The following is a 24252-nucleotide window of genomic DNA, read 5'->3' on the forward strand; positions in this document are numbered from 1 at the left end:
GTGCTTTCACTCATAAGGTAAATTTTTAGATTGGGTAGTAGATATTATCCCCATAGGTTTTAAATTTAAGTATGGTTGTCCATTATGTCTCAGCAGTATCAAGTCTTAGCACGTAAATATCGCCCCAAAAACTTCCATGAGTTGGTGGGTCAAACACATGTGTCTAAGGCGTTAATCAATGCCATAGATCATAATCGTTTACACCATGCTTATTTATTTACCGGCACGCGTGGGGTTGGTAAAACTACCATTGCGCGCATTTTGTCAAAGTGTTTAAACTGTGAGACGGGTATTACCAGTACACCATGCGGAGTGTGTAGCAGTTGTGTTGCCATTGATCAGGGTCGTTTTATTGATTTAATCGAAATCGATGCCGCATCGCGTACCAAAGTTGAAGATACACGCGAATTAATTGATAACGTACCTTATGCGCCCACTCAAGGCAGATATAAAGTGTACTTAATCGACGAAGTACATATGTTATCGACCCACAGTTTTAATGCGTTATTAAAGACTTTGGAAGAACCCCCAGAGCATGTTAAGTTTTTATTAGCAACGACAGATCCCCAAAAGTTACCGATTACTATCATCAGTCGTTGTTTGCAATTTGTTTTACGTCCACTGCCACAACAAGCTATTAGCGACCATATCGCCAATCTATTGACGAAAGAGGGTATAGAGTTTACCAATCCCGCACTTTGGCAACTGGCGAATGCCGCAAAAGGCTCGGTACGTGATGCACTGTCATTAACCGATCAAGCGATCGCTTTTGGACAAGGGATATTAACCGATGAGACCGTCAATGATATGTTGGGTCTTATAAATAGTGCTGACTTAGCGAGTTTAATACTTGATATTTATCAAGGTGAAAAAGAAGCAGTGGCTGCGCATATTGAACAAATGCGTGCGCAACTGGTGGATGCAGGTAGTATGTTTGATGGTCTAGCAGAGCTGCTACACCAAATTGCTATGGTGCAATTACTTCCTAACGTGTCACTTAATGTCAATGACAATCAGTCAAAGCAGATAAACGCACTTGCTCATCAGATTGAGCCCGACGTGTTGCAACTTTACTATCAAATCGTAATCCAAGGGCGTGAGCAAATTAAACTTGCAAATACGCCATTACAAGCGCTTGAAATGTGCCTTTTACGTTTATTGGCTTTTAGACCGCTTGCTACTCAGGAAGTACCTGTTAACCAGAATTCAGATAAGCAAGTCTCAAATAGTCAGCTTATAAATGATCAAGTTTTAGATAATCATATAAAAGAAGAGGCACTATTAGCAGATAACCTCTCAGTATCTGACTCTTCCACATCCACTGTCTTAAAATATAATACGCAAGTTGAAAATCTTTCAGATGCAAATAATACTGTAGATGCTGTTAATACCGAAGAGAATGAAGAGTTAAGCGATAATCCTACACCTATCTTTAATGAAGATAATTCAAAACTAGAAAGTCAAAAGTTAGAATTTGGCGAAAATAATGCGGCTCATATCGATATAGATCCTCAAGCTGGTGAAGCGCTAGCATTTACTGACGAATCAGATAAAAACTATCAGTACCGTAACTTGGAACAAGATAGTCATTCAGTGCAAAATAAAACTGATATTAACTTAAGTCACGACGATAATGATAATTTATTAGATATTAAAGGTTCGAGCGAAGCAATAGCGGACTCCAAGTTTATTTCGGGTAACAAATCAAAAGATTCCGATACTTTAACTGAAGTAGATAATGAAAGAAAATCGACGTTGTCCACAGAGATAGATATTGAGGAACCACAAGGTGAGCAAGGTAGTCATAATTTAGATAAGAATGTTTTAGATAAGAATGTTAAAGCTTTGGCAAATGATGACGTTACTCTAACTCAAACGGGTCTAACTCAAACGGAAATATCTATAAATAATCAGCTTGAATCTCAGGTAAGCGAAGTTGAAAGCATTATCGGTTCAAATGATAAGCTGGAAGATAGCAACAATGAACAATTATCTGATCAAGATCCCCGACTATTATTAAAATGTTCACCTATTGATCTAGTAGGTGAGTGGACACCTGATAAATGGGATTACTGGTTACAAACCTCTCGTGAAACAGGTGCACTAGGTCAGGATGAACTGGCTATGGCAAGACAAGGGGTGATGGTTGGAGATATTGCTGGTAAAAGTGAATTTAAAGTTGCTTTTGATACTAAAAATATGCAGAGTATTTTTAGACAGTTAGCCAATAATCTAGCGGAACAATTTGGTGCTGAAGTCACTATTAGGATTGATAGTTCGCTTAATAAAAATAACGCTGATTTATTACCACAAAATCGTCAAAAGCATCGTGAAGCAACGGCTAAAAGTTATGCTAAACAGCTTATTTCAAGTAGTTCAGTGATGCAAAGACTCATTTCTGAGTACAGTGGGCAGATTACCCATTTAAAATTATTATAGAATTAAGCTATGTTTATTATTCTACAGCTTTGCTGTATCATGTTTGTAATATACTTTAACAAAAGCACACTAAAAAATTCATTTTATATGAATATTTATTAAATTTTCTCAACATTTGTCTGCTTAAATAAGGTATAATGTACTTCTTATATTACATAGTTAGGTGTTAATTATTATGTTAGACAATTTAAGAGGAATGGCCGTCTTTGCTAGCGTAGTTGGTCATGGTTCATTCAGCGGTGCAGCTAGACAGTTAGGAATTACAACCAGTGCAGTAAGTCAACAGATTCGATCTTTAGAAAAAGATTTGGGTGTGGTCTTACTTCATAGATCTACACGAAAGCTTAGCTTAACAGAAGCTGGGGCAAGCTTCTATGAGGCAGCGAAAGATGTGGTCACTGCTGCAGATCAGGGTCGTATTAAAGTAAATCAGTTAAGAGACGAGTTAGCAGGTAGTTTACGTATTGCGACGACTCCTGAATTAGGGGTAAATCATATATTACCAGCCTTGTCTACCTGGATGGCGGCACACGATGACTTGAGTATTCATTTTATCGCTGATAATCATTACATTGATTTAATTGAAGAGCGTGCAGATATTGCTATTCGGATGAGCCCACAAATTAAAGACAGTTCGGTAGCTACCTATCCGTTGGCAGAAGTTAAACAGATGCTTGTGGCGTCACCTCATTATTTAAGGCAGCATGAAAAGATTGTTAAACCAAAGGATCTTTCAGAGCATCAATTAATCGGTATCGACTTGATGAAAGATCCTAATACATTAGACTTCACTAGTATCGAAACCAAGAAGAAAAACCGTGTTAAGATGAATACTCGTATTCAAACTAACAATATTTTCTTAGCGACGACTTTAGCAAAAGAAGGTCATGGTTTAGTGCGTGTCATGTCTCTTGATGTACAAAAAGAACTATCTTCTGGTGAGTTGGTAGAAGTTATACCTGAATATTCGTTACCTAATTTCGTGCTTTATGCGGTAACCCTAGATCGAGATCAACAACCGGCTAAAATTACGCGTTGTCTCGAAGTCCTTAAAAAGCATTTTCATGCCGCAGCTTAAAGATTAATCTAACGCCTAATATTTTACTAACACCTAATATTTTAATAGATAGTTGTTATAAAAATAATAGTTATTAGTGAAGTATTAGAAGACTTGAAAATAGCAGTTGAAAATTTATAAAATTACGCTTTAGCGGTTTTTTACAATAGATATATTTATTGTAAAATGCCACTTGAGCGTTTTTTTTCGTTAAAAACGATTATTAAAGCAGTCTATTGTCAAACCCGACCAAATTTAACGTATAATTTATAATCTTTTATTAAAGATATCCTATTATTTAAGGTTATGATTAATTAATATATTGAACCTGAACATTAGCCTATAAATTAAATTTTTTTAAGCGTCTTTAATGGTACATTTTATAAGTCTAGTTTACTAAGATTATCGTTTAGAACAGTATTAAATAGCCTGCATCTTTTAAATAAAGTTTACCAACTTGATAACCCCTTTTTTAAGTAGTGTCAATTATAAATATGGAAAATAGACTCATAAATCCTTTAGAGCGTAGTGACGATACGGTAGATAATAATATTCGGCCCGGCACATTGGCAGAATATATTGGTCAGCCTGTCGTTCGTGAACAGATGGAAGTATTCATTGAAGCTGCTCGGAGAAGAAAAGAGGCACTAGATCATACCCTAATTTTTGGACCTCCAGGATTAGGTAAGACGACACTTGCAAATATCATTGCTCGTGAAATGGGTGGCAATCTAAGATCTACCTCGGGACCAGTGCTTGAGCGTGCCGGTGACCTAGCGGCAATGCTGACGAATCTTGAGGAAGGGGATGTATTATTCATCGATGAAATACACAGATTAAGTCCTGTTATTGAAGAGATATTATACCCCGCCATGGAAGATTTCCAATTAGATATTATGATTGGGGAGGGGCCTGCTGCTCGCTCAATAAAACTTGACTTACCTCGATTTACTCTGGTTGCTGCAACGACGAGGGCAGGTCTCCTAACCTCGCCTTTAAGAGATCGATTTGGGATCGTTCAGCGGTTAGAGTTTTATAACATTGAAGATTTGACCACTATTGTGAGCCGTTCAGCGAGTCTAATGAATGTCGTTATGACCCCTGAAGGAGCTGTGGAAGTTGCACGTAGATCGAGAGGTACGCCACGTATAGCTAATCGACTGCTACGACGTGTTCGTGATTATGCAGAAGTTAAGTCAAATGGAGAGGTAACAGGTGTTATTGCCGGTAGTGCTTTAGATATGCTTGCTGTTGATAGAAGAGGGCTTGATCATCTTGATCGCCGATACATTGAAATGGTTCATGATCGTTTTGAGGGTGGACCAGCTGGGGTTGAAGCCATTGCCGCTGCCATGGCTGAAGATCGAGGTACGTTAGAGGACGTTATTGAACCCTACTTAATACAACAAGGGTACGTCCTTCGAACGGCCAGAGGTCGAGTATTAACTCAAATGGCGATTGATCAAATGTAATGCCATTTTTAAACAACTTATCTGTGATAGGCTCGCTTAACTGACTATATATCGTGGTTGTACTTGACTATCTCAACCGTTTAATTCAACACTAAAGTACTTAGTACGTTGATTTATAGGTTTGGTATAAGCTATGAACTATAAATGATGGATTATGTATGTTAGGGTGCTGTGAGACTTTGAACTTACCGTTATATCTAAACTTTTGTAATAATACTTACCAATCGCCATTAAGCTTAGGACACCAATGATTAAAACTAAAATTATCAAAATTGGATTTTTCCAAAAAGGGGCGTGAGAAGAATTATCTTTAGTATGATTATGGGGTGCTAAAGTTTGGTTCTTTTCCATAAACCCGAAACTGACGAATGGTCTAGAGGGGGGTTGCACAGGTTCAGGTCCAATTTTTAATCGATTGCGGCTAAGATATATATCTGATATTTTTGCCAGCTGTAACATCCATCGCTGATAAGGCAATGCGATATTATCCATGTCACAAAATGTCAATATGTCACTATTATTGGCAATATCTACGATAATTTGACCTTGATCCGTTGATGGATTATTGTAAGATTGAGTCGTTCGACCAATGACCTTTGCATAATGTGGCATTTGCTCGGATTGTGTATTTATATTCGTGTCTGGTAACATATAACCGGTTAATTGATGCCATGAAGCGTCATAAGTTGGCATCCTAAAAGCGTTAGCATCACAGACGTTTTCATTGAGTGTTAAATTTGCAATATCGCGGTCTAATGTTAAGAACTGAGGTTGCTTTTTGAACCATACCTCAACTTCTGTCGCGTTCAATTGGGCGAAGTCTACTAATATGGCAATTTCACGTAAGCAAATTAGAGTTAGGGCTCCTAATAATGGACGGGTTTCTTTAGGTGATAAACGTGCCCTTTTGCTCAACTCCATACAAACCGATTTACGAGCTTCCGGTCTATTAAACACCGCTTCATAAGTTTGTTGACCGTGCTGTATTGCGGTCTGCATCGTATCAAAATTAAATGCATTAAATTTGCGTAACTCTTTAACTTGATTGCGATTAAGTAGTTTTCTAAGAACGGCGTCTGGTCCTGAGCTTTGTGAATAGGCTAATATACCACTGATAAATGCCTGAATTCCATTCTCAATTAGGATTCTAGCTTGAGGTAATGAGATATTTCCAGCATCAGCAAATACTGCATCTATCGGCTGTGTATCTTCAAATAGGAAATCATAAATCGATACGCGTGTTGGTAGGAGAGCTGTCATAAATTGTACTACTTTTTACGATTTGACATTATCATAAGGGCGATTGACCATAGTTACAACCCCTTAATAATTTAATACCTATTAATAGTTGAAACTCATATTACTTTTATTCTTTATAATACTATTTATTTCATAAAGTATAGAATGACTCTTCGGACGTCTTGAGTCAACTGTAGAGAGTTAAAAGATGGCAAATGAAAAAAATATAAACAAGTCAGACAACTTGATCGTCATAAATATAGCCGATCAGGAATTGTCATTTTATGATTTTAAATCAGAACGTAATCAACCTCAGAAGGTCTTTAAAGTTTCGACAGCTAAAAATGGTATAGGTAGTCAGGAAGATTCAGGCTGTACGCCTTTAGGTAAACATTATATCCGCGACAAAATTGGCGATAAAATGCCAGTTAATACCGTATTTGTGGGTAGAGTGGCAACCGGTGAAATTTACAATAAGTCATTAGCTACCACAAATCCTGAAAGGGATTGGATTTTAACTCGTATATTATGGCTACATGGGTGCGAAGACGGTATCAACAAAGGTAATAACGAAAAAGGGTGCTGTGATACTTATCAACGATATATTTATATTCATGGTACACCTGATACTGAACCGATGGGTATACCAAAGTCGCATGGGTGTATAAGGATGCGCAATGAAGATATTATTTGGTTATTTGATCAGGTTGATGAAGGCACACCTGTTGAGATCTTAGAAAAGTAAAACCCTGTTAGTTATGCCGTATTTTCTTAAACACTTTCTCTCTTTAAATACGTATTATTTATTTAAACAAAAAACCTTTCATAACCATTGGTTAGAAAGGTTTTTTGTTTTGATATAATATTAGTGGGTGTAGAAGTATTTTTATCTTATAAAATACCCTATTATAGCCAGGCTCGTTTTTAAATACTTCAATTTATAGCGGTCGAACACGCCTTCTTAGGTAGGGTAGTATTGCTAAGTTAAATGATAGATTTAGTATTAAAAGTGCAAGAAAGTGAGTAATTGAGTACTAGAAGACCTACCAAAATACTGGTGCTTCTTTAATACTTTTTAAACTTTCGGCACACTTTTGAGCCGCAAAGTGTTTTTGGGCGCTAAAGTAACCGACTGCAAACCAAGCATTGGGATCTTTATCCGTTTTAGCTCGGTAAAACTCCTCACCAACAATATCATCGTTATACTCTCCTAACACCTCTTGAGCGGGCTCTAAGTATTTTAAGAAAGCACGGGTCTTCTTCTTTTTATACAAAGGCTTAACAAACTCACTCACATACCGCAGACTTTTTAAACGCTTGCGGACATTATGTTGGGCTTCAATATCTAATGTCGCAAAATTGACACTGGCTTTGCGAATTTTTTTATAAAGTTTTTCAAGTATTTTACTGGTGGCTTCCGTTAAGGGTGCATCATTACTAGGATGATCTTCATCTGCGGGACTCATTGTATATTCAATTAACTCTAATAAGGTCAATTGAAAATCATTGGCTCGTATGGCGTCTATAGGTTGCACATCAATATTTTCAAACTCTGATGACCAGTCCACATGTGGACCGCCAAGTTGTTCCAATGAAACTTGGGTGCGGTCTCTTAAAATTTCTCGATCACGCGATTCTCCCAGTATACTAAACGTTTGTTTTAAAATAGGAACCCACTCAGGATTTACTTGGTTTGAGAACCCCTCAAATAACTTTAACGCAGTACGAAGTCTGCGCAGTCCAACGCGCAATTGATGAATGTGATTACCATCTTTACTACCTGCTGCAATCGCACTCACATTTGGTAAGATTTGAATCATGCAGTTTTGGATAACAGCTCTTAAAAATTCAGGCTGACTCATACTTTTATCGACATTTAAACGCTTTAAATCGGATTTAGTGGCATCCGCATGAGTTTTGCCGGCTAATAAAAGGTCACCACGTTCAGCTTTAGTCACTGTGGATAGGCATAAGTTGTAGCGTTTACACCACGTTTTAGCAGTTGCAAATAAAAAATCAAGATCACCTTTAATTAACTCAAATTCTATCTCTAATATAGGATGGGATATATCCACATCATCACCATGGATAACATGACCTTCATCATAGGCCATTTCGATAACGTTATTATCTTTTTTTATAAGGCGAGTTGTACGCTGAATGTCGGTGATATATTTGCGGTTTAAAAGTTGACTTTGGTCACCCTTTGACGAGGAGGTCAACAATTTAGATAACTTTGAGTCTTCGTATACTGATAAATCAGGATATAAACCGTCACTTTGTAAGGCTTCTTCAATCTTATCGTCATTAATAATATTGTTTTGCTCACCACGGGATGCTAGACCATCCCCAGTTGATTTCAAGGTCTGAACCCAAGTGTCGCCTTCTTTACGAATCCGTAAGGCCATACCAGAATTTGCCAATGTATTATCTGACGTATCAAAGTAATGAGCCGCCAATTGTGATGTGGTTGATGTTTTAACTTTTGCCTGACGCATCAACGAATCAACTTTATATTCGGGCACTAAAAACTTAAGTTCAATTTCTTGCATTATTTATCCTTTTAACAAAGCTCTATCTATTAGATTTGAATAATATAAATGTATTTGACCTACCATGATACAAATAAAAAGTGTTAAATCATAGTCAATTATTATAGGGCTTTGTTTGCAATTCTATCGTTGAAAATTAATTACCCATAACCTGATAAATTTCTTTATAATTCAAATTAGTAAAACTATAAAGTCTGAAGCATAGATACTATTAGCTGTGATATTAAAAGCTAGTAGCTATGATATTCAAAGCTAGGAAATCGACAGCGTTAATTATTTGAAAGCCAATCAAAACTTATCAACTTGTCCTAACACTCATTAAGGGAACTATGAATATTAATAAAGAGAAATATCCTACTGTTTATAAATACTGTTTTTTAGTCACTCTAGCGGGCACTTTAGGACTCGTGGCGAGCTGTGATTCAGCGAAAGAAGACAGTTATAACGAGACAGTAGAGCAGTCTAGTACCTATGATACCGCTGAGAGTGGCGATACAATAGCTTATGATGTCTCTAATGATACTGCCACAATAGCAGAAAATAAAAAATTAGTTGTCGATAACGTCGGAGACTCATCGAACATTACCTTAGGTAGTCAAGTTACAGATGTAGAGATTGATGGAAAAGAGTTGTTGGTCAATGCCAGTGCTAACTTCAAGGTAGACGATGTGGTGGAGACTAGGAATACTATCGAAACCTTGACAGGTCAATATAAAGGCTATATAGCATCCAGTCGCATCGAAAGTAACGAAGTATCTCGTCAGACATTTACGCAACAAGATAAAGACATAACCTTAGTCACATATTATCGACAAGCTAACATGCAGGTTCGAATACCTAAGCAAAAAGTGAGTGAATTTCTCAATCAAGTGCAAAAACAAGTGACGTTCTTAAATCATCAAGAGTATAGCGCTAAAGATGTTACCTTAGACTTGTATCGAGAAAAACTCCAAGCGCAACTTAATTCGCAAATGGCTTCTGACTTAACAGAGCAGCGTTTGGACAGTGATAATGAGAAAGAGCAGGCGAGTAATATAGATTCGATAAAAGCCACTTATTCAGCCAAGCAGCGTCAACAAATGGCTGAGCTTGAAAGGATGATGATCGCCGATCAAGTCAAATATAGCACCATTGAGCTGACCTTCACTCAGCCGAATAGTATCTATAAAGAAACAGCAGAGAGTATTGACCATATGCTCGCAACGGAGCAACCTGGTTTTTGGCAACAGGTCAAACAGTCTATTATTGACGGTTGGGAGATGATTAAATTTGTTATCTTGGGTATTATAAGCCTATGGTGGTTATGGACATTGTTAGCTATAGCTTTCATAATTTTCCGGGTGTTCAGGAAGCTTATACGCCGTGTTTACACCAAGAAACCAAAAAGAGTGGTTAAAGATGAATCAGTCAATTCTAATGATTAATACCGATATTTAAACACTCATACCATCGAAGTTGATTCTAATAAAGCTAAAAAAAATCGTCCTACCAAAGTAGGACGACTGTTTAATACTTTTCTATGTAACGTTTTACAATGAAAGCACTAAGAAATAGCTCTTAGAATTGGTTCATTGTGTTTTTCTCGCCACCGGCTTTAAGAGCGTTATCACCAGAGAAGATCTCTTTGTGATCATCACCTAAATCAGAACCAGCCATTGCTTGGTGTTTAACGCATGAGATACCTTCACGGATTTCTTTACGTTGTACGCCAGCAGCATAAGCAAGCATACCATCTTCACCAAAGTAGCCTTTAGCAAGTTCATGAACGCTAAGAGCAGTAGTATGGTAAGTAGGTAGAGTGATTAAGTGATGGAACACACCAGCTTCACGTGACGCATCACGCTGGAAGTCTTTAGCAGCTTGGTCAGCAGCAGCATCAAGCTCAGAACCATCATAGTCAGCACTCATCAAGTTATTCTTGTCGTATGCTGAGATGTCTTTACCTTCTTCTTCCCACTGAGCGATGATTTGCTTACGGAAGTTAAGCGTCCAGTTGAATGAAGGGCTATTGTTGTAAACAAGCTTCGCTTTTGGTTGCTGTTCTTTAATACGGTCAACCATCATTTTGATGTGTTGAACGTCTGGAGTAGGTGTTTCAATCCAAAGTAAGTCAGCACCGTTTTCTAAAGCGGTTACACAGTCAAGAACAACACGGTCAATGTTAGTGTCTTCACGGAACTGGAATAAACCATTGGCCAAACGTACTGGACGAACTAGTTTACCATCACGCTTCAATAGTACATCGTTTTCTTTCGCATCAGCGATATCAATTTCTTCAACATCGATAAAGTCGATGTATTTAGAGGCTAAGTCGCCAGGTTGTTCAGATACTGGAATTTTCTGAGTTAAAGAAGCACCTTCAGAGTCAGTACGCGCAACGATAACACCATCGTCTACACCTAGTTCTAAGAAAGCATAACGAATAGCATTAAGCTTAGAGATAAAGTCTTCATGAGGAACGGTTACTTTACCAGCTTGGTGACCACACTGTTTTGCATCAGATACTTGGTTCTCAATTTGGATAGCACAAGCACCAGCTTCAATCATGGCTTTAGTAAGTAGGTAAGTGGCTTCTTCATTACCAAAACCTGCATCGATATCGGCAATAATTGGCACAACGTGAGAATCGAAATTATTGATTTTCTCTTCGATTTCAGTAGTATCTTGACCGGCTTCTTTTGCAGCGTTAAGTTCACGGAAGTAGTCGTTTAAGACTTTAGCGTCAGCTTGGCGTAAGAAAGTATAAATCTCTTCGATTAGTTGAGGTACAGTCGTTTTTTCATGCATTGACTGGTCAGGTAATGGACCAAGCTCAGAACGTAATGCAGCGACCATCCAACCTGATAAGTAGATGTATGTTTTGCTAGTAGTGCCAAAGTATTTCTTCTTAGCGTACATAGTTTGCTGTGCAACAAAACCATGCCATGCACCTAGAGACTGAGTGTACTTAGAAGTATCTTCGTCATACTCTGCCATATCTTTACGCATAATAGCAGCGGTATACTTGGCAATATCAAGACCTGTTTTAAAACGATTTTGAACCATCATACGGGCAGCATCAGACTCGCTGATATTCTGCCAATTGCCATGTTTCGCTTTAATTTCGCGGATATGCTCTAGAGCTGATTTATAAGTTGACATCAATTGTCTCCTTGATTTTGGGATGGGTTGAGTGAAATAAATGCTTCTTATGATTAGTAAGGAGTTTTTATTCTACGCACTTTAAAAAAGAGGATTAAACTTAAAGCGTTAAACCTCGTATAATTATAATAACTGCTTAATGCTTAAAATTTTAATTAGTGAAAGTGGTTTATGACTATTTAAATATCACAAAGCTATACTAACCAAATTTATAGTAATTAAACACTATGCCCTTAACACTTAGCGGTCACTATAACGACATTAGTTAAATTTATCTAGTTTATGAGGGTTATCTTGGGTATTTATTTACATTATAGTACAATAGTTATATCGTCTCCAGACCATCTAGGATGATAAATACCAACAATAGCGTACCGAGAAATGTCATGCTTTAATATCTAAGCTTAAAATGAAATCAAAATAAAAAAGCGTCATATCAAACAATATCAGTGTGTGTACGACAGTGCGGTGTGACCATATCAATAAATAGTCATGATATTGAAATTTCTTTAAATTCAAGAGGCTGTATGATTTAGTTTAAAAGACTATAACTCAAAGCTATTCAATAAATATACCCGTATAAGCTGCCAATTTAAGGGGCAACCCGCTTACTATATCAATATAAATTACCGAGAGTATTATGAATTTACAAAGGGTCGATTTGAACTTATTGGTCAATCTAGATGTTTTATTGAGGGAAAAAAATGTTACTCGTGCCGCGGAACAGTTGGGTATCACTCAACCTGCAATGAGTAATATATTGCGTCGATTACGCAAATTATTTAATGATCCTTTATTAGTTCGTTCCTCTGAAGGTATGACGCCAACGGAACGGGCATTAGAGTTACAACCTAGAGTTCGCGAAATATTGGCAGAGTTACAACAGCTTTTGGAGCCTAGAACTGAGTTTCGTCCCTATAGTACATCACGAGTGTTTCGAATTATGACCTCGGATTATGCAGAAGCGACGCTAGTTCCTAGATTGGTAAAAGCATTACGATCTGAGGCCCCAAACGTTATTTTAGACTTCTTAACCCCGTCAGATGTGTCTTATAGAGATATGGAGCAAGGTCGTGTTGATTTAGCCATTAACCGCTTTAATGAAATACCCCAAAGCTTTCACCAAGTTCTAGTATGGCGTGATACGTTCAGTTGTTTATTGTCCGCAGAAAGTCCCTATGTCAATAAATTTAATCTTAAAAACTATCTTAAAGCGCAACATGTTTGGGTCTCAAAAACAGGAATGGGCGTTGGTTTTGGTGTTAATCCTGATAAGTCAGGCGGGTTGGGATCAATTGATCAGGCACTTCAAAGACTGGGTCAAAAGCGTCAAATTAGCGTCTTTACCCGTCATTATCAAATGCCTGCGATGTTAGCTGCTAATAAAGATCTTATTGCAACACTGCCCACAAGGGTGGCACGTATGCAGGCGAATAATGACAGTATTATATTAAAAGAACCGCCGTTCTTTATACCCGAATTTGAATTAACGATGGCTTGGTCGCCTTTGCTTCAACATCATCCAGCGCATAGATGGTTGCGACAACTCATTATGCATGTCGCAAGACAGGTGGTCGCTGATGAAGAAAATAATGAAGACGAGGTTCCGATGATAAGCCACTTATTTTAGTGGCTTATTAGTTTTAGTAGCTTAATAGATGTCTTAATAGTTACCGATAAACGTGCTCTGTATACTTATATTAACTATGGTTAAATTCTTTACAGAGCCCGAAATAAGTTAAGGAAATTAACACAGTACTTACAGTTGATTACAGCTCATTTAATGACATTATCAGCCTAGCTGTTATCCTAATAAACGTAACTTTTAAATAGTTATCAATGACAAGGTTTGCACATAAAAATATTGCCCATAAAAATATATTGTCGAATTATCATCACACGAATAACAAGAACAAAAATCACGATGGTAATTTAGATGGACGATATTTATTTTCTATTGAAACAATTAAAGACAGCGTCATCAGATGATGGCTGCGTTATCTCTAGCTACCTTGTCTATAAATAAATACGTTAAATGTAAGGATAATAATCATGGCAGATATTACAACAGTAAACCCATATACCAATGAAGACATTAAATCTTATGATTATATGTCTCAAGACGAAGTCGATCAGATTATTAACGAATCTCATGAAGCGTTTCTTGATTGGCGTTTGAAATCATTAGATGAACGTGCAAAAGTTATTAACTCTATTGGTGAGTCACTCATGAAGCACAAAGAAGAGCTTGCTAAAGTGATGACAAAAGAACGTGGTAAAACTTATCAGCAAAGCTTGCAAGAAGTCGATATTTGTAAAGGTATTTGCGACTTTACGGCTCAAACAGGTCCCGATCACTTAGCGGATGATATCCGTGAAGTTGAAGGAATGGATAAGGGGATCGTCACTTATCAGCCTATCGGTATCATTTATGGTATTCAGCCTTGGAACTATCCTGCGTATCAAGTATTTCGTTATACCATTGCCAACTTAATGGCCGGTAATGCTATTTTGTTAAAGCATGCGTCAAACGTCACAGAATCAGGTCAAGTTATTGAAAAAATCTTGCATGACTCTGACTTACCTAACGCACTATTCCGTGCTCTAATCATTAACCATGATCAGTCAGAGAAAATCATCAATAATGACAAAGTTCGCGGCGTTACTCTAACGGGTAGTGATGGCGCAGGTAAAATCGTTGCTCAGCAAGCAGCTAAAGTACTGAAGAAGACAGTGATGGAGCTTGGATCAAATGATGCGTTCATCGTACTAGATGATGCAGATATAGATCTTACTGTTAAAACCTGTGCTTATGCACGTTTGTATAACAATGGTGAGACCTGTGTGGCCGCTAAACGCTTTGTGGTTGTCGACAGCGTTTATGATGAGTTCCGTGAGAAGCTGATTAAAGAGTTTGAATCATACAAAATCGGCGATCCAATGGATGACTCAACTGATCTTGGTCCATTATCAATGCAGCAGCAAGTTGAGACGATCGAGAAACAAGTTCAAGAAAGTGTCGACAAAGGCGCTAAAAAAACCGTTTGTGGTCAAGTTCCCGAAGGTTCAAAAGGTAACTTTTTCCCACCAACTATTCTAGAGAATGTAGAGCCAGGCCAACCTGCCTATGATGACGAGCTATTCGGCCCAGCAGTTGCGCTAATTCGTGCAAAAGATACAGACGATGCTATGCGCATTGCAAACGATAGCCGCTATGGTCTGGGTGGCGGTATCTTCACTAAAGATGAGGACAAAGCTATCGAATTGGCTACGAAGTACTTTGACACCGGTATGGTTAACATCAATGGTTACGGTCTAGTTAATCCATTGTTGCCATTTGGCGGCGTTAAAAACTCTGGTTATGGTCGTGAGCATGGCGGCTCTGGTATGAAAGAGTTTGTGAATGAGAAAACATTGTTTGTGATTAACAAAGCCCCTGTTTAATCATTCGGTTTAGCTTTATTGATTTATAAAAGTTCTTGACGGCAAAGCCCTCGATACTCATTATCGGGGGCTTTTTTATAAAATTTACCTCGTTCTCAACTTATTAAAACTCATTGTAGGCTGGTGTTTTTAGCCCAGCAAATCAAAACCTATGATCTAAAATGCTGGGCTAAAGCCACAGCCTACATTAAAAGTTGAGAATGGGGTAAAGTATATAATCTCTAGACTATCACTCAGTGTAAGTTCGTGTGGTTTGCCATTAAAATGGGCATCAGTGAATTAAGTTCAACTCCTAGTGCTAATTTTGCTAGAATCTCAACAACCATCACTCAACGCATTATAAAGAATGATTATTAGACAAACTGAGAATAGCGGTAATGAGTAATCTAATCAAAAAAACAGCTTATGTAAGTCGTACTTTACTCAGTACCCTGCGAAATTATATTTTAGTGATCCTAATATTGTTAGGATGGCAGCTTTGTGTGCAGTTCGAGCTCATCCCAGACTATCTATTACCATCGCCCTTGCAGATTGCACAGGCGTTTGTAGAAGACTTGCCTTTATTGATGGAGCATGCCAAATATACATTGGCAACGGCCTTTATCGGCACCGCCATCGGACTAATTATAAGCTTTGTTTTGTCGGTCTGTATGGATTTATCAAAAACGGTAAAAGAGCTGGTTTATCCGGTTATTTTGCTTAATCAAACCATTCCAACCATTGCTATTGCACCGCTGCTTATAATTTGGCTTGGCTACGGTATTACGCCCAAGGTTGTGCTCGTGATATTAGCGGTCTTTTTTCCGATTACCATTGCCTTGATTGATGGTTATCAGTCTGTTAGCCGTGAGCATTTAAATCTGTTTAAATCTATGCAAGCGTCCAATTATCAGATTTATCGACACTTAAAAATACCTACAGCAATGGGCTCTTTTTTTACGGGGTTAAAGGTTGCGTTATCTTACGCTCTAATATCTGCGGTAATCGCGGAATGGTTAGGCGGCTATTATGGTCTAGGGGTATATATGACCCGCGTTCGTAAGTCCTATGACTTGGACAGCATGTTCGCTGTCATTTTTTTAATAAGCTTTTTGACTGTGCTTCTCATTGGCCTAGTAAAATGGCTTGAGAAGCGGGTACTTAAACATAATTTTTTATAGGTTTTTCTTTTTTCTTCATTTATAGTTTTTCTTCATTTATAGTTTTTCTTCATTTATAGTTTTTCTTCATTTATAGTTTTTCTTCATTTATAGTTTTTCTTCATTTATAGTTTTTCTTCATTCATAAAGGTAGTTTACTGTGACATTTATCTCTTTTAATCAGCAAAAGCACAGCCGTACTTATATAGGTATGGCTATGTTATTACTGGCCGTTATTGCACTACTTGGCCTTAGTGGCTGTCAGCCCAATTCAGAAACCAAAACTGCAGAAAATGGCGAGCAGCTCACAGAACTTATTATCTCATTAGACTGGGTGCCAAATACCAATCATACCGGTCTATATGTGGCAGAAGATAAGGGTTACTTTAAAGAGCAGGGAATAGATGTGAAAATTGTGCAGCCAAGTGAGGACAGTGCGTCGTCACTAGTAGCCCATAAGCGGGCTGATTTAGGTATATATTTTCAGCCGAATATGGTGAAGCGTCTTGAAAAAGGCGTTCCTATTACTGCCGTTGCTGCGATTCTTCAACATAATACTGCAGGGTTATTAGCCTTAAAATCGACAGGGGCGCAGTCACCTAAGGACTTAAATGGAAAACGCTATTCGACATGGGAAGACCCAATCGATGATGCGACAGTAGCGCATATTGTGGGTAATGACTTAGTGAAAATCCCAGGCGAAGCCACCGATGCGAGCGTAGCACTACGTATGAATCAGTTTGATTACATTTTGGCGTTTTATGGTTGGGATGGCATACATGCTGACCTTCAAGGGGTCGATACAGAATTTTTCTATCTGAAGGACTATGAGCCTGCTTTTGATTATTATTCCCCTGTCATTATAGCCAATAACGATCTTCTCAAAGATCAGTCTGATTTGGTTAAAAAAGCACTAGCCGCCATTAAAAAGGGGTATGTCTATGCCGCTAATAACCCTGAAGAGAGTGCTGAAATCTTAGTCAAATATGCCCCTGAAACGAATAAAGAATTGGCGATTGAAAGTCAAAAATATGTTTCCTCTTACTACTTAGATGATAATGGAGAATGGGGCAAGTTTGATTATGATCGCTGGGATAGATTTTATGATTGGGTTTATAAGCAGGGATTGATCGAAGCCCCTCTACCACCTCAAGCAGGTGTTACTAACGACTTTCTATAAGTCAACATTCTATAGCTAACAATGACGTTAACGATGATAATGACTGAGCAATATACACCATGGAAAAGCGGCTTGTTTTAAAAAATATTTCTCACGCATTTGATGCCACCCTCATATTTGAAGATCTTAATATGACAGTTGAGCATAATAGTGTGGTCAGCATCGTTGGGGCAAGTGGTGTTGGCAAAACGACGCTATTTAATATTGCGGCAGGTCTGCTTATTCCAAGCTCAGGACAGGTATGGATCAATGGCGTAAACACGACAGGGCAGGCAGGTACTGTCGGATATATGCTGCAAAAGGACCTATTGTTACCCTTCAAAACTGTCTTTGACAATATCGCATTGCCACTCACATTAAAAGGGTATAGCAAGTCAAAAATTGCTGAGATCGTAAAGCCCCAATTGGTGCACTTTGGGCTTCAAGGTCTTGAGCAACAGTATCCTCAAAATCTCTCTGGCGGACAAAGACAACGCGCTGCTTTATTAAGGACGTACCTAAGTGATAAGCCAATTATGCTATTGGATGAGCCCTTTTCTGCTCTGGACTTTGTGACCAAAGATGAGATGTATCAGTGGTTTAATAAGCTGCAGAAGCAACTTCAATTAACCTGTCTCATTATCACGCATGATATCGATGAGGCTATTTATCTGTCTGATTATCTCTACGTACTAAAAGGGTCGCCTGCTCAATTAACCGATCAATTTAGCATACCAAAATATGAAGGTTTTTTAGAGAGTCAACAATTCTTAGTATTGAAAAAGCAAATCTTGTCTGCTATTCAAAATTAAAAATGTAATTAGCTTAAAAAAATACCCCATACGTTATAGCAACTTATGGGGTTTAATTCGAAGAGATCTAAGGTTTACTTTAAGGATGCCTTTATAGACTGTCCAACCATAGCTTTAAAGGCAGGGTAGGCAGATAAGAGGCTGTTTCTGTACCTAAGCTTGTTTCTGGATCTGTAGAGTTAAGCCTAGTAGCAGAAATTGTGATCTCATTTAGTTCAAGCACGCCCTGCGCAATGAGTAATATCGTCCAAGGAAGCACTTGATGCTCTAATTTTTGAACACGTCCTTGAAGCTTGTCAGCTGAATCAGTGCTATCTACAGCCAGTAAGGCCTGAGTTAAAACTTGACCTGCATCCAGCTCAGCTGTCACCACATGCACGCTACAACCGTGGTATTTGTCTTCAGACTCTAATACCCTTTGATGCGTGTCTAAACCTTTATACTTAGGAAGTAGCGAGGGATGCAGATTTATCATAGGCGCCGGAGCTGCGTTGATAAAATCAGCGCTTAGTACCCGCATAAAACCAGCTAGCACGATCAAATCGGGTTGCCATTCATTCAGCTTAGTAGTGGCATGACGTTCAAACGTTTTAATCCCCATCCGTTTGCCTGCATTATCACCTTCGGTAATATGCGAAAAGACAGCCGTTTCAATTCCCGCTTGCTGCGCACGAGTGACCGCATACGCCTCTTTTACGTTACTAATCACACCAACGATTTCAATAGGTAAGCTTCCCACACGCATGGCGTCGATTAGCACCTGCAGGTTGCTACCACTACCAGATACGAGTACCGCAACTTTTAAAGGCTTATTGGGTACACAGTCTTGCGCAGTATGGGGTTTTTTTAATACTGATGTAGATGCTAACATATTATGAATAAACCACTGCATCCATGTTAGATGAGTTAATTGAGTTACGTGAGACTACTTCGCCTAATTTAAAGGCTTTTTCACCTGTATTATTCAAGACTTTAGTCGCTTGATCCGCTAAATCGGCTGGCACGACTACAACAAAGCCGACACCACAATTAAAAGTTCGATACATCTCCAAGGGTTCGATGTTGCCCTGTTTTTGCAGCCATGTGAACAGCTCTGGCATTTCCCAACTATTGGTATCGATTTTAGCAGCGAGTGTGTCAGGCAATACACGGGGTAAGTTTTCAGTAAATCCACCACCCGTTATGTGCGACATCGCATGTAAGTTGTCATTGCCAAGCTCTTTTTGCAACGCTTGGATAGCGTTGACATAAATTTTGGTAGGCGCCATCAACGCATCAGCAATCGGCTGACCATCAAGGGTCTCATCAGTGTTCGTTATATCAATGCCACTGACCTCTATAACTTTACGAATTAAAGAATACCCATTTGAGTGAGCACCACTGGATGCGATACCAATTAACACATCACCTTCAGCCACCTGTTCACCCGTTATGACCTCCGACTCTTCGACAACACCGACACAAAATCCAGCAAGATCATAATCTTCGTCTTGATACATACCAGGCATTTCAGCAGTTTCTCCGCCGATTAGCGCACAGTTTGATTGTTTGCAACCTTCACCAATACCGCTAACAACAGAAACAGCAGTCTCTACATCAAGCTTGCCAGTAGCATAATAGTCTAAGAAAAATAACGGCTCTGCACCGCAGACCAAAAGATCATTAACACACATGGCGACCAGATCAATACCAATGGTATCGTGACGATTTAGCTGTAATGCTAGTTTTAATTTAGTACCAACTCCATCCGTACCTGAAACCAATAAAGGCGATTTGTAACCTGTAGGGAGTCGACATAATGCCCCAAATCCACCAAGGCCCCCGACAACTTCAGGACGAGTGGTTGATTTTGCGACAGATTTAATGCGTTGGACCAGGGCATCACCAGCGTCAATATCCACACCTGCATCTTTATAGCTTAGCGAGGTTGGTTTGCTAGAAGTTGATGGGTTGGAGGATGCATTAGAATTTGGATGGCTCATGTTAGAAGCAGACCTTTTAAGCGAGTGTATAAAGACAAGAATTAGGTATATGTTTTAAACTAGTAACGATTATACTAATTATTAAATAAAGTAACGTTCTACTTAAGTAGCATTCGGATTAATGAAAGTTAAAACTTCAAGGTAACTGACGACACTACTGTATCAACGTGATGTTAAGCGTTTGCGTGCATTATACGCAAAAACGGGCATTATACGCAAAGATAGTTAACCTTTAAAGACAGTCAACGCAGGCAAAGAGAGTTAAGTCTCTATATAAAAGTGATAATAAAATAATAAAAGTGATAATAAAATAATAAAAGTGATAATAAAATATCAATAGAACAAAAAATGACCAAAAATGATTAAATATTTGTCAGAATAAGCCATAATATAGTCATAAATTTATAGAGTCTGTTTAGTGATTAAGCACCCTCAACGATTGGTATCCATTTAACTATTATCAATAATGAATTTAATCGAGTTGGTTTCAAATTCATTAGTATCAAATAAGAGAGTCTCTATGCAGGTTGCAAATGTAGATCCATTTTTCAAGCGGCTACTTATCGTATTAGGAGTAAGCCTCTTACTGTATGTTATTTATTTGTTAACCCCGGTCATGATACCGTTTGTCTGTGCCTTTATTTTGGCGTATTTGTTTAACCCGCTTGTGACTAAAATGTCCAAAATTATGCCAAGATGGCTGTCTATAATATTCGTATATATTGTCATTTGTTGCGTATTAGGGCTTTTACTATGGTGGTTAATTCCGACCATTTGGTCTCAGCTACAAGCGGCGTGGAATTATGTTCCTAAGCTGGTCAGTTGGTACAATGAAGACATAAGAACATGGGCAAATCAGTTTGATCGGATAAGTCTGCCTCCGCTTGACAGCGAGATTGTATCCAATACTTTTCTTGAGTATCTCAACAAAAACTATAATGTTGAGGATGTACAATCTTTAGCCGTACAGCTGATGAGCTCAGGTATGACAGTGATTAACAATGCAGGATTGGCAGTATTGGTACCAATTCTAACGTTCTACTTTCTATTTAACTGGGATCAACGTCTTAAAACTTGGTCAAATGCTTTGCCTGCGTCACTAGCCCCTAAAGTCTTAGAAATCACTCATGATTGTGATGACGCCCTTATGGCGTTTGTGAAAGGACAGTTATTGGTAATGATTTTATTGGGTATTATCTATGCTGTTTTACTACAGCTTATTGGGCTAGAGCTGGGTCTAATTATTGGTTTAGTGGCAGGATTGGCAAGCTTTGTTCCTTATCTTGGTTTTGGTATTGGTTTTATAGCGGCAATAGGCGCCGGATTATTCCAGTTCGGGTTAGATTGGTTACAACTAAGTTTGATAGTTGGTGCTTTCTTGCTTGGTCAAGCTATTGAAGGTTATGTGTTACAGCCCTTATTGTTGGGAGATAAAATTGGATTATCGCCCCTATGGGTTATATTTGCAGTACTGGCGGGAGCAGCATTAATGGGATTTGTCGGTATGCTCATTGCGTTACCCGTCTCTGCTATCTTAAATGTTCTGTTCAACCATGCGTATGATGCATATACCAAAACTGACTTTTATAAAGGCCGTAAGCAGTATAAATTATTCAAGTAGGAGTAATGATCTAAAATAAGAGTATTGTTTTAAAATAGAAACTTAGCAAATAGAGTTAATCTAGTAAGGGTTACGCTAACTCTTGACAACGATAGTCAACGAACTACTAAACGGTTACAGTGTTAACCTCGTTAAGCCTACTCCAGTAGTACTTGCACTCGGTTGCCTTGTAACCATTTTAGACTTCTTTGACTATATCTCGAATAGGTACAATACTTTTTATATTAATTGTTACATCTAAACGTATTAATGCATGAGTCAATATAAACGTTTATCCTTAAAGTACAATAAGTTATCCTGAATATACTTCATTTATATGCTTATATAGAGAGTTCAACTGCCCCATAACATTCATATTTAAATGATTAACACAGTCTATTAATTGATAATTCTTCTTTATAAGGGGCTTTTGAGGAGCTTAGATACTTTATGCCATATTATTGTTATTAAAATTGTGGTATAAATAAGCGTTATAAAGTTATATCGAGCCGAGATACTAGCCTGATGACAAATCAATTAAGTTTAAATCTTGAAGTAAGGAAAGATGCCAGTCTGAGCGATTTTTCTGGCCCTGGCTGGTCGACTTTGATCGACGCTGTACGTCAACTTCATGTTGGTCTCATTGGGCAGATGTATATTTATGGTAGCCCAGCAACGGGCAAAACTCATTTGCTGTCTGCAATTTGTGAGTCCTATATGGAGATGGAGAAAACAGCGATAAGTCTTTCTCTTAAAGAGCTGGTTAATACTGATGTGGGCGTGTTGGCGTCACTTGAAAGCTTTGATTTAGTAGCAATTGATGATTTAGAATCGATCCGGTATAGCCGTGCTTGGCAAGAAGCCATCTTTCATCTTATTAATCGTAGTAAAGAGGGGCAAGGTCAGCTTATTTTTGCCGCCAAAACCCCTGCTACAGAGCTACCTTTTGAATTGCCTGATTTATTAACTCGCTTGATTCAGTCACCTGCATTTCGTGTACCAGAAGGTCATGATATAGCGGATAGAAAAGCCATGCTTGAATCTGTAATGCGTCGACGCGGATGGCAGTTTGATCCTCGAATTACCGAGCACCTACTTGAAGAAGGTCCTCATCGTATTGGCGGAATGCTTGATATCTTAAATGTGATTCAACCACTATTTTCTAATTTAAATCGTGCCTATATTTCTAAGACAGTGATTAGTCAGGCAATAGCGATGATTGATGAACACACTCTTATGGCTGAGTTAGAGGATATACATCAAGAGGCTCAAGAAGATCTATTATCAAAATCTGAAGAAAACAGTGCCTATCCGAACAATATGACCTTTAACTTTTAATATTTTTCTTCAATGCCAGCTTTATTCCTTTTATACTAATTTTAACTTATTATAGATAAATAAAATTTAATCAAAATTTATAAATAAGTAAGCTATTTAAACACGCCATATAAACGAATGACTCAAATATTATTGAAACCTAAGGTCTTTAATTATGATAAACGAAGCAAATAAAACTATGTTTAAACAATTATCAGTGTTTTGTACTATCAGCATGCTAACAGCTGCAGTAGCACATGCAGAAGTTACCTTAAAAGTGGATGAAAATATTAAAGTTACTGCCATAAATGGACAAACCTTTAATTCAAGTCCGTTTCAAGCCATTAAAAAGGACTATACATTACAGCCTGGTAAACACGTCATAACAGCAAAGTATGATCGGTTATATGAGCTGCGCCATGATGAGCATGATTATCTGCACTCAGCGAACGTCACTGTGACAGCTGATATGCAGGACAATCAAACCTATCGTTTGACGATGCCAGGGCAACCTGAGAAATATGAAGAGGCTAGGGAGTATGCTAAAGCCCCAACATTAGCGGTTGTAAAAGGGTCAAGTGTTATCGCTGAAGCTCGTGGTTCAGAAAGCAGTGGTGGTTTATTTTCAGGTATTACCTCAATCTTCGGTGGAAATGATGCTCAAGCTGACAATCAGAGAGCGATTGCAGCAATTAAATCTCAACCCAATACAACCTCTAACTCTGGTGCTATTGCACCAGTGAGTAGCCCATCAACCAATCAATCGCAGGCTAGTAACTTAGATAAGTTTATGCAGATTTGGTTACAGGCTAGCCCTGAGGAACGTGAAAAAATTCGTCAATGGATAAAAGAATAATTCACTACCTCTAACCATCATTAACTAACAATAAATAAGGATT

The 24252-nt window shown here is 38.2% G+C and carries 18 protein-coding genes; 13 read left to right on the plus strand and 5 right to left on the minus strand.

Going from position 1 to position 24252, the window contains the following annotated elements; all coding sequences use genetic code 11:
* Nucleotides 1–84: 84 nt before the first annotated feature.
* The 3 genes from dnaX (at nucleotide 85) to ruvB (ending at nucleotide 4968) form a co-directional block, all read left to right on the plus strand.
* A complete protein-coding gene (gene dnaX, locus AC21OG_RS10165; protein ID WP_487376491.1) occupies nucleotides 85–2439 on the plus strand; it encodes a DNA polymerase III subunit gamma/tau in 2355 nt (784 codons plus the stop codon).
* A 175-nt stretch (nucleotides 2440–2614) separates the two neighbouring features.
* Nucleotides 2615–3517: a LysR family transcriptional regulator gene (locus tag AC21OG_RS10170; protein WP_486547207.1), complete on the plus strand. Its 903-nt coding sequence runs from the start codon at nucleotides 2615–2617 to the stop codon at nucleotides 3515–3517.
* 473 nt (nucleotides 3518–3990) lie between these two features.
* Nucleotides 3991–4968, plus strand: a complete 978-nt coding sequence (gene ruvB, locus AC21OG_RS10175) for a Holliday junction branch migration DNA helicase RuvB (RefSeq protein WP_486547206.1) — start codon at nucleotides 3991–3993, stop codon at nucleotides 4966–4968.
* Between the two features lie 138 nt (nucleotides 4969–5106).
* Here ruvB and AC21OG_RS10180 read toward each other — a convergent pair whose 3' ends face one another.
* The gene (locus tag AC21OG_RS10180; protein ID WP_487376494.1) at nucleotides 5107–6228 is read right to left on the minus strand and encodes a hypothetical protein; all 1122 of its coding nucleotides are present in this window, start codon (nucleotides 6226–6228) and stop codon (nucleotides 5107–5109) included.
* A 187-nt stretch (nucleotides 6229–6415) separates the two neighbouring features.
* On the opposite strand from AC21OG_RS10180, the gene AC21OG_RS10185 reads away from it, so the two are divergent.
* Entirely contained in the window at nucleotides 6416–6952 is a 537-nt protein-coding gene (locus AC21OG_RS10185) for a L,D-transpeptidase family protein (protein WP_487376496.1), read from the plus strand.
* A gap of 298 nt (nucleotides 6953–7250) precedes the next feature.
* On the opposite strand, the gene AC21OG_RS10190 is transcribed toward AC21OG_RS10185, so the two are convergent.
* Nucleotides 7251–8759 carry a CYTH and CHAD domain-containing protein gene (locus tag AC21OG_RS10190; protein ID WP_487376498.1) on the minus strand — a complete coding sequence of 503 codons (1509 nt, stop codon included), beginning with the start codon at nucleotides 8757–8759 and terminating at the stop codon, nucleotides 7251–7253.
* A gap of 329 nt (nucleotides 8760–9088) precedes the next feature.
* On the opposite strand from AC21OG_RS10190, the gene AC21OG_RS10195 reads away from it, so the two are divergent.
* On the plus strand, nucleotides 9089–10183 hold the full coding sequence (locus tag AC21OG_RS10195; protein ID WP_487376499.1) for a DUF4349 domain-containing protein: 1095 nt from the start codon (nucleotides 9089–9091) through the stop codon (nucleotides 10181–10183).
* A 133-nt stretch (nucleotides 10184–10316) separates the two neighbouring features.
* Here AC21OG_RS10195 and AC21OG_RS10200 read toward each other — a convergent pair whose 3' ends face one another.
* Nucleotides 10317–11900, minus strand: a complete 1584-nt coding sequence (locus tag AC21OG_RS10200) for an isocitrate lyase (RefSeq protein WP_486547201.1) — start codon at nucleotides 11898–11900, stop codon at nucleotides 10317–10319.
* A 640-nt stretch (nucleotides 11901–12540) separates the two neighbouring features.
* Between AC21OG_RS10200 and AC21OG_RS10205 the strand changes: the two genes are divergently transcribed.
* From AC21OG_RS10205 to AC21OG_RS10225, 5 genes are all read left to right on the plus strand, one after another.
* A complete protein-coding gene (locus tag AC21OG_RS10205) occupies nucleotides 12541–13530 on the plus strand; it encodes a LysR family transcriptional regulator (protein WP_486547200.1) in 990 nt (329 codons plus the stop codon).
* Nucleotides 13531–13952: 422 nt separating this feature from the next.
* Nucleotides 13953–15344, plus strand: a complete 1392-nt coding sequence (locus AC21OG_RS10210) for an NAD-dependent succinate-semialdehyde dehydrogenase (protein ID WP_486547199.1) — start codon at nucleotides 13953–13955, stop codon at nucleotides 15342–15344.
* A gap of 377 nt (nucleotides 15345–15721) precedes the next feature.
* A complete protein-coding gene (locus AC21OG_RS10215) occupies nucleotides 15722–16504 on the plus strand; it encodes an ABC transporter permease (protein WP_486547198.1) in 783 nt (260 codons plus the stop codon).
* A 139-nt stretch (nucleotides 16505–16643) separates the two neighbouring features.
* Nucleotides 16644–17663 carry an ABC transporter substrate-binding protein gene (locus AC21OG_RS10220; RefSeq protein WP_487376501.1) on the plus strand — a complete coding sequence of 340 codons (1020 nt, stop codon included), beginning with the start codon at nucleotides 16644–16646 and terminating at the stop codon, nucleotides 17661–17663.
* A 59-nt stretch (nucleotides 17664–17722) separates the two neighbouring features.
* The gene (locus AC21OG_RS10225) at nucleotides 17723–18454 is read left to right on the plus strand and encodes an ABC transporter ATP-binding protein (protein WP_486547196.1); all 732 of its coding nucleotides are present in this window, start codon (nucleotides 17723–17725) and stop codon (nucleotides 18452–18454) included.
* Nucleotides 18455–18545: 91 nt separating this feature from the next.
* On the opposite strand, the gene purN is transcribed toward AC21OG_RS10225, so the two are convergent.
* Together purN and purM are read right to left on the minus strand one after the other, a co-directional pair.
* Nucleotides 18546–19325 (minus strand): phosphoribosylglycinamide formyltransferase, encoded by a 780-nt coding sequence (gene purN / locus AC21OG_RS10230; protein ID WP_487376503.1) that lies wholly within the window; start codon nucleotides 19323–19325, stop codon nucleotides 18546–18548.
* Nucleotide 19326: 1 nt separating this feature from the next.
* Nucleotides 19327–20436, minus strand: coding sequence for a phosphoribosylformylglycinamidine cyclo-ligase (gene purM, locus AC21OG_RS10235; protein ID WP_487376505.1), 1110 nt, complete (start codon nucleotides 20434–20436; stop codon nucleotides 19327–19329).
* Nucleotides 20437–20956: 520 nt separating this feature from the next.
* On the opposite strand from purM, the gene AC21OG_RS10240 reads away from it, so the two are divergent.
* The 3 genes from AC21OG_RS10240 to AC21OG_RS10250 all read left to right on the plus strand — a co-directional run bounded on the left by AC21OG_RS10240 (nucleotide 20957) and on the right by AC21OG_RS10250 (nucleotide 24209).
* Nucleotides 20957–22057 (plus strand): AI-2E family transporter, encoded by a 1101-nt coding sequence (locus AC21OG_RS10240; RefSeq protein WP_487376506.1) that lies wholly within the window; start codon nucleotides 20957–20959, stop codon nucleotides 22055–22057.
* 504 nt (nucleotides 22058–22561) lie between these two features.
* On the plus strand, nucleotides 22562–23374 hold the full coding sequence (locus tag AC21OG_RS10245) for a DnaA ATPase domain-containing protein (RefSeq protein ID WP_486547192.1): 813 nt from the start codon (nucleotides 22562–22564) through the stop codon (nucleotides 23372–23374).
* Nucleotides 23375–23528: 154 nt separating this feature from the next.
* Nucleotides 23529–24209 (plus strand): DUF2057 family protein, encoded by a 681-nt coding sequence (locus AC21OG_RS10250; protein ID WP_487376507.1) that lies wholly within the window; start codon nucleotides 23529–23531, stop codon nucleotides 24207–24209.
* Nucleotides 24210–24252: the final 43 nt, after the last annotated feature.

Source organism: Psychrobacter sp. CX5, from assembly GCF_057621535.2.

What these genes read in the sequence shown, in the direction of transcription:
- purN (WP_487376503.1), bottom strand. Translation starts at nt 19,325, where the DNA reads ATGTTAGCATCTACATCAGTATTAAAAAAACCCCATACTGCGCAAGAC.
- AC21OG_RS10170 (WP_486547207.1), top strand. Translation starts at nt 2,615, where the DNA reads ATGTTAGACAATTTAAGAGGAATGGCCGTCTTTGCTAGCGTAGTTGGT.
- dnaX (WP_487376491.1), top strand. Translation starts at nt 85, where the DNA reads ATGTCTCAGCAGTATCAAGTCTTAGCACGTAAATATCGCCCCAAAAAC.
- AC21OG_RS10245 (WP_486547192.1), top strand. Translation starts at nt 22,562, where the DNA reads ATGACAAATCAATTAAGTTTAAATCTTGAAGTAAGGAAAGATGCCAGT.
- AC21OG_RS10240 (WP_487376506.1), top strand. Translation starts at nt 20,957, where the DNA reads ATGCAGGTTGCAAATGTAGATCCATTTTTCAAGCGGCTACTTATCGTA.
- AC21OG_RS10200 (WP_486547201.1), bottom strand. Translation starts at nt 11,900, where the DNA reads ATGTCAACTTATAAATCAGCTCTAGAGCATATCCGCGAAATTAAAGCG.
- AC21OG_RS10195 (WP_487376499.1), top strand. Translation starts at nt 9,089, where the DNA reads ATGAATATTAATAAAGAGAAATATCCTACTGTTTATAAATACTGTTTT.
- AC21OG_RS10180 (WP_487376494.1), bottom strand. Translation starts at nt 6,228, where the DNA reads ATGACAGCTCTCCTACCAACACGCGTATCGATTTATGATTTCCTATTT.
- AC21OG_RS10205 (WP_486547200.1), top strand. Translation starts at nt 12,541, where the DNA reads ATGAATTTACAAAGGGTCGATTTGAACTTATTGGTCAATCTAGATGTT.
- AC21OG_RS10225 (WP_486547196.1), top strand. Translation starts at nt 17,723, where the DNA reads ATGGAAAAGCGGCTTGTTTTAAAAAATATTTCTCACGCATTTGATGCC.
- AC21OG_RS10210 (WP_486547199.1), top strand. Translation starts at nt 13,953, where the DNA reads ATGGCAGATATTACAACAGTAAACCCATATACCAATGAAGACATTAAA.
- AC21OG_RS10215 (WP_486547198.1), top strand. Translation starts at nt 15,722, where the DNA reads ATGAGTAATCTAATCAAAAAAACAGCTTATGTAAGTCGTACTTTACTC.
- purM (WP_487376505.1), bottom strand. Translation starts at nt 20,436, where the DNA reads ATGAGCCATCCAAATTCTAATGCATCCTCCAACCCATCAACTTCTAGC.
- AC21OG_RS10190 (WP_487376498.1), bottom strand. Translation starts at nt 8,759, where the DNA reads ATGCAAGAAATTGAACTTAAGTTTTTAGTGCCCGAATATAAAGTTGAT.
- ruvB (WP_486547206.1), top strand. Translation starts at nt 3,991, where the DNA reads ATGGAAAATAGACTCATAAATCCTTTAGAGCGTAGTGACGATACGGTA.
- AC21OG_RS10185 (WP_487376496.1), top strand. Translation starts at nt 6,416, where the DNA reads ATGGCAAATGAAAAAAATATAAACAAGTCAGACAACTTGATCGTCATA.
- AC21OG_RS10250 (WP_487376507.1), top strand. Translation starts at nt 23,529, where the DNA reads ATGATAAACGAAGCAAATAAAACTATGTTTAAACAATTATCAGTGTTT.